At 63.6% G+C, this 1,287-nt stretch carries 1 protein-coding gene; it reads left to right on the top strand.

Translation table 11 applies throughout. The features are described 5' to 3' along the window. On the top strand, window positions 1-1,158 hold a 1,158-nt coding region (locus tag NFR51_RS10990; RefSeq protein WP_251713619.1), incomplete at its 5' end, for an IS256 family transposase. Window positions 1,159-1,287: the final 129 nt, after the last annotated feature.

Here is a 1,287-nt window from a genome sequence, read left to right as displayed (position 1 = left end):
GCCAAGGCTGTCGAGGCCGAACTGGCTACCTTCCTGGCGCAGTATGCCGATCAGCGGCTCGACGATGGACGTCAGGCCGTGGTCCGCAACGGCTACCTGCCCGAGCGCACGGTCCAGACCGGGATTGGGGATGTCAGCGTGCAGGTGCCCAAGGTGCGTGACCGCAGCGGCGGTGGTGCTCGCTTCAACAGCAGCCTGCTGCCGCCCTACCTGAAGCGGGCCCGCAGCATCGAGGAACTGATCCCCTGGCTCTACCTGAAGGGGATTTCCACTGGCGACTACCAGGAGGCGCTGGCGGCGCTGCTGGGCGACCAGGCCAAGGGGCTCTCGGCCAACACGGTGTCTCGGCTCAAGAAACAGTGGGAAGACGAGCATACCGAGTGGCGGCAGCGTGACCTGTCAGACCGTCGCTACGTCTACTGGTGGGCCGACGGCGTGTACAGCAACGTGCGCATGGATGACCGCCTGTGTCTGCTGGTGATCATCGGCGTCACGGAGCAGGGCCGCAAGGAGCTGGTGGCCGTCGAGGACGGCTTCCGTGAGTCGGCAGACAGCTGGGAAACGCTGCTGACGGGGCTGCGAGAGCGCGGTCTGACTCAAGCCCCCAAGCTGGCGGTGGGCGACGGTGCCATGGGGTTCTGGTTGGCGCTGAGCAAGATCTACCCGGAAACCGACCATCAGCGCTGCTGGGTCCACAAGACCGCTAACGTGCTGAACAAGCTGCCGAAATCAGTGCAGCCCAAGGTCAAGGCCGACCTCCATGACATCTGGATGGCCGAGACCCGCTTTGATGCGCACAAGGCCTTCGATCGCACGTTGAAACGCTTCGAGGCCAAGTACCCCAAGGCGATGGCGTGCCTGGCCAAGGATCGGGACGAGCTGCTGGCGTTCTACGACTATCCAGCAGAGCACTGGGTGCATATCCGCACCACCAACCCGATCGAGTCGACCTTCGCCACGGTCCGTCTACGGAGCAAGCGCAGCCGGAACTGCGGATCCCGGGCGACGACCCTGGCGATGGTCTTCAAGCTGCTCCAGAGCGCCGAGAAACGCTGGAAGCGCATCAAGGGGTTCAGCAAGCTGGAGCTGGTCGTGAACAACGTCCGGTTTCAGGATGGGGAGCAGGTAACCGATCAATCAGACAGGACTGCCGCCTGACTGCCATCCACCAGATTTGACTATAACTCTCCGACCACCTGGCAGGCACTCACCGAAACGGCCCGCGAGATTCAAGCGGCCGAACGTGACGAAGGCAACAGCCGCATGCAGGGCTTCGTGTTCCAGGGG

Origin of the sequence: Lactococcus ileimucosae (assembly GCF_943193185.1) — a bacterium.
GTDB lineage: Bacteria > Bacillota > Bacilli > Lactobacillales > Streptococcaceae > Lactococcus > Lactococcus ileimucosae.
The sequence above is the reverse complement of the archived record's forward strand: the minus strand, read 5'-3'. Positions and strand labels throughout refer to the sequence as shown.